Annotated in this window: 10 protein-coding genes; 8 read left to right on the top strand and 2 right to left on the bottom strand. The window is 44.6% G+C overall.

Annotation, left to right across the window (positions count from 1 at the left end; translation table 11 throughout):
* The 7 genes from A3738_RS22490 to A3738_RS22460 all read left to right on the top strand — a co-directional run.
* Positions 1-840 (top strand): DUF3450 domain-containing protein (locus A3738_RS22490; protein ID WP_231876735.1); only part of this gene is annotated, 840 nt, incomplete at its 5' end.
* 9 nt (positions 841-849) lie between these two features.
* A complete protein-coding gene (locus tag A3738_RS22485; RefSeq protein WP_068501151.1) occupies positions 850-2,214 on the top strand; it encodes a MotA/TolQ/ExbB proton channel family protein in 1,365 nt (454 codons plus the stop codon).
* 15 nt (positions 2,215-2,229) lie between these two features.
* On the top strand, positions 2,230-2,751 hold the full coding sequence (locus A3738_RS22480) for a MotA/TolQ/ExbB proton channel family protein (protein WP_068501149.1): 522 nt from the start codon (positions 2,230-2,232) through the stop codon (positions 2,749-2,751).
* Between the two features lie 26 nt (positions 2,752-2,777).
* Positions 2,778-3,182: a biopolymer transporter ExbD gene (locus A3738_RS22475; protein WP_068501147.1), complete on the top strand. Its 405-nt coding sequence runs from the start codon at positions 2,778-2,780 to the stop codon at positions 3,180-3,182.
* 12 nt (positions 3,183-3,194) lie between these two features.
* Positions 3,195-3,890 (top strand): energy transducer TonB, encoded by a 696-nt coding sequence (locus A3738_RS22470; RefSeq protein ID WP_068501144.1) that lies wholly within the window; start codon positions 3,195-3,197, stop codon positions 3,888-3,890.
* A 5-nt stretch (positions 3,891-3,895) separates the two neighbouring features.
* Positions 3,896-5,077 carry a hypothetical protein gene (locus tag A3738_RS22465; RefSeq protein WP_156502512.1) on the top strand — a complete coding sequence of 394 codons (1,182 nt, stop codon included), beginning with the start codon at positions 3,896-3,898 and terminating at the stop codon, positions 5,075-5,077.
* 46 nt (positions 5,078-5,123) lie between these two features.
* A complete protein-coding gene (locus A3738_RS22460) occupies positions 5,124-5,726 on the top strand; it encodes a bifunctional 2-polyprenyl-6-hydroxyphenol methylase/3-demethylubiquinol 3-O-methyltransferase UbiG (protein ID WP_068501137.1) in 603 nt (200 codons plus the stop codon).
* Between the two features lie 65 nt (positions 5,727-5,791).
* On the opposite strand, the gene A3738_RS22455 is transcribed toward A3738_RS22460, so the two are convergent.
* Positions 5,792-8,053 carry a TonB-dependent siderophore receptor gene (locus A3738_RS22455; RefSeq protein WP_068501135.1) on the bottom strand — a complete coding sequence of 754 codons (2,262 nt, stop codon included), beginning with the start codon at positions 8,051-8,053 and terminating at the stop codon, positions 5,792-5,794.
* Positions 8,054-8,275: 222 nt separating this feature from the next.
* On the opposite strand from A3738_RS22455, the gene A3738_RS22450 reads away from it, so the two are divergent.
* Positions 8,276-8,731, top strand: a complete 456-nt coding sequence (locus tag A3738_RS22450; protein WP_068501133.1) for a hypothetical protein — start codon at positions 8,276-8,278, stop codon at positions 8,729-8,731.
* A gap of 76 nt (positions 8,732-8,807) precedes the next feature.
* On the opposite strand, the gene A3738_RS22445 is transcribed toward A3738_RS22450, so the two are convergent.
* Entirely contained in the window at positions 8,808-9,725 is a 918-nt protein-coding gene (locus A3738_RS22445) for a hypothetical protein (protein WP_068501131.1), read from the bottom strand.
* Between the last annotated feature and the right edge of the window lie 6 nt (positions 9,726-9,731).

Raw genomic sequence — 9,731 nt, 5'->3', positions numbered from 1 at the left:
ATTTGTAATAAGTCCATTCAATTTATTTTAAGTGTTCGGTTTATGTTTTTTTACTGCATGTCTCTTTTCGGTTGTGTGCGGCGATTTGTTGTTCGCGTCATGGCCCTGGTTTGCTTGGTAACGGTTTCACTCCCAGCGTTGTCGGAAGAAATGCTTGAAAAAGTTTTGAAGCTAACTCGGTCGTCACATGAAGTTGCATCCGCGTCGCAAACTAGAATCGATCAGCTCTCTGAAAAGACGCGTCAAACAGTAGATGAAGTTCTAGCAGCCGAGCGTCAACTCAATCTTGTTAAAGCCTACAATATTCAAATGCGTCGCTTGATTCAGGCGCAGGAAAAGGAAAAGGTAGAACTGCAGCAGCAGATTGATTCTATTTCCGAAACTGAACAAGCCATGCTGCCGTTGCTTGTTGTGATGGTCGATCGACTAAAAGAGCTAGTGCAGGAAGATCTTCCTTTCAAACTAGCGCAGCGTAAGGCTGAATTGGATTCACTTTTCGCATTAGTTGACCGCGCCGATATTAGTATCGCTGAAAAATATCGCCAAATTCTTGAAGCGTATGAGAACGAAGTTGCATACGGCCGCACCATCGAAACTTATACCGCAGATTTGATCGGTTCAGAGGAACAGGTGCAAGTTAGTTATCTGCGAATTGGGCGTACCTCGCTTTACTATCAGACACGTGATGGCTCTGAAGGGGCGTTGTGGCTCCCAGCTGAACAGCGTTGGGCGCAATTAGATCGAGGTGAAAACCTTAATTTAAGTAAGGCGATGCAGATTGCTTTGCAGCAACGTGTTCCAGAGTTGTTAGCTTTACCACTTGTCACAGCAGCGAAGTAGGGGGCTGACATGAAACAATTTACTTTAGGCAAAGTACTTGGTCTTCTGTTAATCGTGAATGCAGGTCTGTTTTTTGCCCAAAAAAGCCTGGCCGAAGATTCGCAAAATGTAGATTTTATTGCGCTCGCAAAGTCGATTGTGAAGAACGACGCAAAAGAAAATGCTGAGCGTGAGCGTGTATCGAAACTTGCTTTGGCTGAGCAGAAGCGTTTGCTTCGCCAAACAAATCAGGAAATTGCTGAGGAAGAAAAAGAAAAGCAACGTTTGAAAGCCTTGTTTGATAAGAACGAAGACGACATCGCAACTCTTCAAGAAAAACTCGATTTAGCGAGCGGCACACTTGGCGAAGTATTTGGTGTTGCGAAAGAAAGCGCGCTGGATTTAATTCCTAGCCTTGAAGATTCGATGACCAGTGCACAATTTCCTGATCGTATTACAGCATTGCGTTTTGCCGAGACCAGTAAGGTGCCAACCCTTCTTGAGCTACAAGCCTTATTCAGTAGTTTTGAAAGTGAAATTGTTGAATCAGGGAAGATTGAATTATTAGATCTTCCCGTTGTTGCATTGGATGGAAAAACTTCCCCTAAGCAAGTGCTTCGTATCGGTACCTTTAGTGCGATGGATGAGCGAGGTAATTACCTAGCTTGGGATCTTAGCAAGCAACAATTGAGCGAACTACCGACCCAACCTTCAGAGACGTTTTCGCAGATTCCGCAATTGGATACTGCAATCCCTACCACACTGTTAATTGATCCAACGCGCGGCGAATTGTTTGCATTGCTTGACCGCGAGCCAACGCTTCAAGAGCGTATTGCACAAGGCGGGAACATTGGCTACATCATTATTGCGCTTGGCTTGATTGGTTTATTGATAGGCCTATACCAGCTATTGAAATTGCTTAAGGCTGAGTTAGGCGTACGCAAACAATTACAGTCTCAAGACCTACGACAGGACAACCCCCTAGGTCGCGTATTGCATGCAGTTAAATCTGCCGATGTAGAGAATGATAATGACGCGCTTGAGCTAAAAGTTGATGAAGCAGTGATGGCAGAATTAGCAAACCTCGAACAAGGCCAAAGCTTTTTGAAATTACTTGCCGCCGTTGCGCCATTATTGGGGCTGCTTGGTACGGTTGTAGGTATGATCGCAACCTTCCAAAGTATTTCAGTGTTCGGAACGAGTGATCCAAAACTAATGGCTTCTGGTATTTCGCAAGCCTTGATGACGACCGTGCTTGGTTTGGTGGTCGCTGTGCCTATTTTGTTCGCACACAGCGTATTAACTTCGCGCAGTCGCCGTATTGTTCAGATTCTTCAGCAGAAGAGTTTTGGCGCTCTTGGTTCTCTGAACCAAACAGATTCAAAAGCAGCATAAAGCGAGAGGCAAGCGATGCTACTAAGCATTGATGAATGGATCTTAGAGCTAGGCTTCTTTTTTCAGTCTGGTGGATGGGTGCTATACGCCATTCTTGGCATGACCTTTTTGATGTTAATGATTCTGGCCGAGCGCTTTCTATTTGTGTTTACCGCATACCGTGGTGTAAAACGCAGTTTATGTGCTTCTATAGACGAGCAGCAGAACTGGCGTCTGGTGTTAAGCAAAATCTGCGATGCACAGATCGAGCTGAATAGTTCTATGTCCTTGCTTAAAACCATTATTGGTTTATGCCCTTTACTTGGACTACTTGGCACGGTTACCGGCATGATTCAGCTGTTTGATAGCTTGGCGGTTTATGGTACGGCAAATCCACGTTTGATGGCGTCTGGTGTAGCAAGTGCAACCTTCCCTACGATGACGGGGATGGCGGTTGCGGTAATTGGTTTGATTTTTCATGGTCGCTTACAGCGTGTCGTTACCGCTGAGACCCGTTTTTTGCAGAAGCAAAAACAAGCACTTTCAGTGAATGGCTAACATGCCGTTTAAATTAGGAATACAGAATGCATCAACGAATACTCATTGGAGAGCAGCAAGAAGAGGCAGAAGTGAATATGACACCGATGCTCGACATCGTGTTTATCATGCTGATCTTTTTTATTGTTTCTACCTCTTTCGTTCGTGAATCGGGTATCGAGATCAAGCGCCCTGTTGCGTCCACTAGTGATACGCAAACTAAAACCGCTGTTTTGATTGCCTTGTCGGATCGTGAGGAAATTTGGTTAGACCGCAAGGTGGTGGATGTGCGTATGATCCGTCCAGCGCTTGAGCGTATGAAAACCGAACAAGCTGATGTCAGTGTGGTTGTGCAAGCGGATGAGGCGTCAAGCACAGGTAGCTTAGTTGCTTTGATCGACCAAATCCGTCAGGCCGGTGTGCCGTATACCGTCGCAACGAAGTCGAAGTAGGTGGCAGCGTCCGTGTCGGTATTGTCCCTCGAAAGTCGTTATGCGCGTTATGCGTTCTTGATGCCTTTGGCATTAGTCGCCTCAACCATCATTTTTAGTATTTTGTCGGGTGTTTCGTCGCCAGATTTTAAGCAAGAGCAAGTGGCGGCTCAGTCTGTCGATTTGAGCTTTTTGTTTGTTGAGCAAGATAGTGACCTTCAACTGCGAGAACGCGCCAAACCAGACGAGCCTGAATTGATAGAGCAGCCTCCCGTTGAGCCAATGCTTAATCGGCCAATGCCTAAAAATGACTTGGCCATCGAGCCAACGCCTATAGATATCGCCGTGCCTAAAATTACGCTGAACGTAAACGTCGATATGTCGCTTAATCTCTCTGGTATTAGTATGGAGGCGCCCAATGCGAACTCCGTGTCCGTTGATATTCCGTTTCAATCGAATCTAGTCGCGACAAAAGACATCGCTCCGCAATATCCTTCGCGCGCCTTGCGTAAGAAAATAGAAGGCTCTGTGACAGCAGAGTTTGTCGTTGGGGCTGATGGTAAAGTGAGAGAAGACTCAATTACCTTCGTTGAAGCGACGCCAGAAGGCGTGTTTGAAAAGGCTGTCGCGCGGTCGCTACGTCGATCGAAGTTTCAGCGTATGGAAATCGGTGGTACCTATACGCCTTTTAAAGCACGTAAAACCTATGTGTTTCAAATTCCGAAGTAATGCGTATGTTTAGATTTATTCTTATTTGCTCTTTATTTAGTTTCGTGAGTTTTTCTTATGCAAATTCTTTGTCCCCTTATGCGTATAAAAAGTTACAAGCGGTGCAGAAACTGATTGAAGAGGATGCGTGGATTGAAGCGAAGGCACAACTTCTGATAATGGAAGAAGAGCTACGCAGCGACTTTGCTAAAGCCATTGTTCGCCAAACCTTGGGGCAAGTTGCGGTACATGAAGACGATTATCCAACGGCACTTGCCTATCTAACAAAGGCTTATGAAGCGAAGGTGCTTGACGATAATAGTCAGCAAAGCTTGTTGCATGGTATCGCACAACTGCATTGCGGCATTGAAGAATGGCGTGCGTGTCAGACAAAACTACAAAGTTGGATAGCGAGCAATACACAAAAAGCACGTGCGACAGACTATGTCATGCTGGCTCAAGCCTTTATGGCGACCGAAGATTGGGCGGCGATGGTTCCGCCTTTGCAAACCGCACTCTCAAAACGAGAGAGGGCGCCAATTGACTGGTATCGCATGCTCGTAGCGGCGCAGGTGTATCAAGAGCATTGGAAAGAAGCGGTTAAGGCGCAGCGTCGTTTAGTGAATCATTATGGTGATAAGGCAGAAGAATGGCGTCGTTTGGCAAGCTTCTATATGCAGCTGGGCGATCATAAAGGTGCCTTGGATAGTACGCGTTTGCCTCATCAGCATGGGCTTGAGCAGCATGAAAAAGATTATAAGCGGTTGGCTCAGTTGATGAATCAAGATGGTATGCCTTACAAAGCAGCTGTTGCGATTCAAGAAGCGCGGAACAAGAAAATCCTCGATAGCTCTGTTACTAACCTTCAACTAGAGGGAGCTTTGTTTTCTGAAGCAAAAGAATATGAGCAAGCCGCTTTAGTGTTTGAAGAATTACTTAAGCGCGCACCGAAAGTTAAGTATGTGAATAAGCTTGTTCAGATCTATTTTGAATCGCAAGAGTGGGCGGCGGTAGAAGTATTGTTGAAGCCGTGGTTGAAGAAGCATTCCGATAATTATCTGCAGTATATGTTGGCGATTTCCTATGTAAATCGTCACGAGTTCGATAAAGCAAAACAAGCCTTTGCCGAGATGCCGAGCGATCACGCGCAGGTAAAAAGTGTCGAAAGCTGGCTCAAGTATATCGCGAAGGTGCAAGCGGCCTCCTAAGCGTACTTTGAGCATTTGCTTGGTTAATATAAAAGTGGGAGCGCCAATGGTTATCGGCACAACGGGGTATGAAAAAGCAGTCGAGCGTTTTGCATCAGTAAGCCTAGGTTTATCTTTTGAAGAGATTAACAGTGATTTCTTCAAGCTTCTGCCACCACTTCCTGCAAGCGTATTAGATGTAGGAGCGGGTGTTGGTCAGAACGCAGCAGCGTTTGCGAATCTCGGTTATCACGCGGTTGCCGTAGAGCCCTTAAAAGAGTTCGTTGATATTGCGAAGGCGCATTTTCATGCACTTGATATTGAGTGGATAAATGATGCGCTTCCTAATTTACCCTCTCTCGAAAACCCTGCATATAAATTCGATTTTATTTTGGTGGATGGCGTTTGGCATCACCTTTGTCCAAAGCAGCGCCTTGCTGCGATCAAGCGCTTTAAAGCGCTGATGAATACAGGTGCTATTTGCGCCATATCTCTCCGTAATGGCCCAGCGGGCTTAGGTACGCATGTTTATCCAACCTGTGTGAGTACGCTTTGCGAAGAAGCGCAAATTCTAGGTTTTGAGATTGCACTGCGTATCGATAATCAAGACAGCATTTTACCCAACAAAGAAGACGTGAAATGGAGTAGGGTAGCCTTGAGGCTGCCTTAGATTTTCACTTGGTCAAGACGAAAAAAGCGCCGATTGGCGCTTTCTAATTGAGAATAGCTATTACCTTAGAATAGATATTTAGCCGTTAAGCTAGCATAGCGTTCAGGGCCTTTATAGCTTGACGCGCCAAGATCTTGGTCCGACACACCAACAATATACTCTTTATCAGTTAGGTTGGATACATTCAATTGAAGATCCACGTCAGCAAAACGGTACCCAAGCATAGCGTCATATAGGGTATATCCTGCTGTTTCATATATGTTGGTATCACTCACTGTGTTACCAATATAGCGAGCTCCAATACCTGCTCGGAAGCCATTTAGTACGCCGCCGCTAGGAATATACGAGATCCATGTATTTGCCATCTCATCTGCGACACTCGGTACTTTTAGTTTGCTAGCACCTGTCTGCTTTTGCTCAGTATCCAAATAGGTATAAGAGCTTTGGATATGGATGTCTTCAATTTGATGCTGAACAGAAAGCTCAGCGCCTTCGTACGAAGCGTCGATGACTTTGAAGTTCGCAGGATCTGTATCGGTGACGCGGTTGTCTTCATCAATTTGGAATATTGCAGCTGTCACTAAGGTGTTGCTGTCAGAAGATAAGAACTTCACACCAATTTCATGTTGGCTACCTTCGTTTGGATCAACAAGGTTGCCATTCTGGTCAGCATCATTGGGAGTAAAAGATTCAGCATAGCTATAGTAAGGGCTGATACCGTTTTCGAATTGATACATTAATGCAAAATCAGTATTAACGTCTTCTAGGGTATCGCTATAGCTCGTTGAGTCTGCAGCACCATAGATGCCAACACGATCGAAGCTTTGTTTGACGCGATCATATCGCACGTTCACTGAAGCGATCACATTGCCCGCTCTCATGATGTCTCCGAGATAGAGGCCGATCTGCTCATTGGAGCTGTCACGATATTCCCTTGTCGTTGGAATCGTCGTTGCGCCAGAATACTGGGGATCTAATAGGTTGATCTTCGAGTCTGCCAAGAAAGCACCCGGCAATACTGCGTTTGGGTTCATTGTAATGGTTTGGTAGAGCGCTTCGAGCACTGGATCTCGTGCGCGATCGTCAACGGTGTCTGCTTTGACGTAGTCCAAACCAATTTGTGCATTGTGCTCAAGTCCAAGCCAGTTACCATTGGCTTTCAACGCGAGATTATTTGCGAAGATCTCAAGTTCTTTTTCAGAGGCGTAGTGGAGTCTATATACATCGCCTGGAGCGGTTAGCGGCGGAAGAGTGGGCACTAGTGCTGGCAGGTAAGGCGGGGCAAAAGAGTAACCAATTGCTTGCGTATATTGGTACGTTGACTCGGATTTCCAATATCGTGTGTTGGTCGTCAATGTGAGCATGTCATTCAAATTGTGTTCAAACATCGCAGAGACAGAATTAGACTCGGTTTCATATTTATCGAAATCAGGTTCGCCGACAAAAGTATTAGTATCGATATCTAGCTCAGTTAATGCCGGTAAAGGCGGGGCCGGAAAAGGTGGAGCTGGCGCGTAAAATCCTGGTGTTGCATCCAAACTAGGGATGAATTGCAAGGTAGAGCCCGTATCGTGCTTTTGATGTTTCGCTAAGATTGTTAGTTGAGTGTCTTCAGAAGGTTTCCATGTAAGGGATGGCATTAATACAAGTGCGTCGTCTTGAACATACTCGACTTCCGTGTCGGCATCACGATTTAAGGCAACAAAGCGGTATAGTAAACTTCCATCCTCATTGATCGCGCCAGTAGAATCAAACATGGTTTGTACTCGACTATTTTCACCGATTTGTACGCCAAACTCACCTTGGGCATCTTCCTTTGGAAGCTTAGAGTTGGCATTAATGATTCCGCCCAGTGCGCCTTGGCCGTATAAAGTTGAAGATGGTCCTTTAACGACTTCGATGTTCTCATAGGTGAAAATTTCAACGCGAGGCGCGTTGTAAAAACCTTCAAATGCTATAAAGCCGTCCTCAAATTGTTGAGGCTTGATGCCACGAATTTGTGAAGAGTCGAGGCGGGTGTCGATGCCAAACGGGCCCGCAAAAACACCAGAAGTATAATTTAATGTATCTTGTAGGTTGAGAGAGCCTCGTTCGGTAAACTCGTCATTGCTAATAATATCTACGGAGCGCGGAAGATCTTCTAATGATACATTTAATTTACTGGTTGAACTTGGTTCAATTTTTATGTCGTGCGCTTCTTTTGCATGCGTGCCCGTAACAACTGTTTGTTCCAGTTTTGTTGCATTGTCTTTCGTTTGTTCTGCGTACAGTAGATCAGGTGAAATACTCGCTAACGCAACAGCGATACTTATCGTTTTTTTGTTCATAGTCTTTTTACTTTTAAGTCCCATCGAATAAAAATTTGATTAAAACTAGTGCTGTAGGCATCCCTTCGAGCATATCTAGTTTGTCGTTCTATTATTATTTGTAATACGTATGAGAATTATTCGTATTATCATTTGCATGTCAAGAAAAAGTAATTAGAATCTTCGTAAACAGCATTAAACAATATGTTTTGCTTCACTTTTGAAAAGATAAAAAGGAAAGGAATGAACGACTGGGAAGAGCACATCACAATTGGGAATCGATTCTTTAAGAAAGAGGATTATCCAATGGCCTTAGCGCATTACAGTAAATCCTTAAATTGCGTGATGGTCGATTTGCCAAATCGCATTCAGACAGAGCCAGAATGTGTGATTAAAAGTGTTTTGATTAGCTATTTTAATATGGCTGATACGCACTGCCATCAGTATGATTTTGAAGATGCAGCAGTACAGTATGCTGGAGCATATCGTTTTGTTCAGCGTTTGTTGAACTCCTGTAATTGCTGTCTGTCTGAGCAGGCACGTTGCGAAACAATGAAAGCTTGTAACCGTTTGCATCACGAGTGGAGCAAGTTCATCAGTAAGCATGTTCAAGAGTTAAGCGAGACCAATCAAGAAACCTATGCTCATGCTCACAATATGTTTACCTTGATGTTTAGTCCAACAACGACATTGCACTGATTTATTTTTTATAACGGCCACTAAGCCGGTATCTGCTGTAGGCTTTTTTCAAACGAGAAGCGCAATTGAATCTGTATTAAAGCCCGTCATAAAGTTCTTGATATCGCTCTAACAAGCCTTTTTCACTGAACTTATCGATAGCGTCTATATGCCAAACAAGGGCTGACTTAGGTAGCTTTCTTAGCGACTTATGGTTTGGCTTTTTAGTGGTGATAAATAAGATGGGAAAGTCTTCAATCATTGGGTCATCAAGAGTGGTTAAAGGCACGCCGATAGCATCCGCGAGAGCTTTTTGCTCGGGCTTGTCGATAACGACTTGAAGCACTTCTATTTGATTTAGCTTGTTATCAATTTCTAGTTGTACTTTGCGAAGAGCTTGGCTTATCTCGTTAAAGTTAGCATTTAATTGATCGAGTGTTTTGGTGAGAAGAGCGTGGTCTATAATTTTGCGCTTTGAGACTGCTAATAAGTCTCGATGAATAATGCCTAGCATCATGATTGCATTGGCAGGATTCAGCCAAAAATAATCAACATTATCACTGTTTGGCGTTACTGCGACTCGTTCCCCGTTAGGGATAAGTGCGTGTGCGGCGTCAATTTCTATCACGCCAATATTTTTAAGACGTATGGCGGGGTATATGTCGATACTTGGCCAGACAGAGGTCATTCCAAGTGCGATAACTGCATCTGGGAACGTTTGCTTATCTTGTCGTTTCAACCAGCCAGGTATGCGCTTAATGCTATAGCGTGCCGGTGGAATGTAGACTGTTTCAAAAACCGAGTTTTCGGCAAGCACTCGCGCCATACTGTCGAGCACGGGGATCGCGCTTGCGATTGTGATCGCTTTTTTTGGTGTTTGTGAAAGTAGCGCGTTGTCAGCATTAACATGCTTCTTTTCCGAGAGGGTAGAGCAGGCACTCATAAATATAAGGCTCGATAGCGTGACTATTAGTCGGTAGGAAAGAAAGCTCACTTTCATTGAATTACCTTTCATTTATCA

The organism is Oleiphilus sp. HI0066, from assembly GCF_001635725.1.
Note: the sequence above shows the minus strand (reverse complement) of the source record. Positions and strands in the feature narration are given on the sequence as shown.

Bases quoted from the DNA above. Each gene is read 5' to 3' on its own strand.
- A3738_RS22485 (WP_068501151.1), top strand. From the start codon at position 850: ATGAAACAATTTACTTTAGGCAAAGTACTTGGTCTTCTGTTAATCGTG.
- A3738_RS22480 (WP_068501149.1), top strand. From the start codon at position 2,230: ATGCTACTAAGCATTGATGAATGGATCTTAGAGCTAGGCTTCTTTTTT.
- A3738_RS22475 (WP_068501147.1), top strand. From the start codon at position 2,778: ATGCATCAACGAATACTCATTGGAGAGCAGCAAGAAGAGGCAGAAGTG.
- A3738_RS22465 (WP_156502512.1), top strand. From the start codon at position 3,896: ATGTTTAGATTTATTCTTATTTGCTCTTTATTTAGTTTCGTGAGTTTT.
- A3738_RS22460 (WP_068501137.1), top strand. From the start codon at position 5,124: ATGGTTATCGGCACAACGGGGTATGAAAAAGCAGTCGAGCGTTTTGCA.
- A3738_RS22455 (WP_068501135.1), bottom strand. From the start codon at position 8,053: ATGAACAAAAAAACGATAAGTATCGCTGTTGCGTTAGCGAGTATTTCA.
- A3738_RS22450 (WP_068501133.1), top strand. From the start codon at position 8,276: ATGAACGACTGGGAAGAGCACATCACAATTGGGAATCGATTCTTTAAG.
- A3738_RS22445 (WP_068501131.1), bottom strand. From the start codon at position 9,725: ATGAAAGGTAATTCAATGAAAGTGAGCTTTCTTTCCTACCGACTAATA.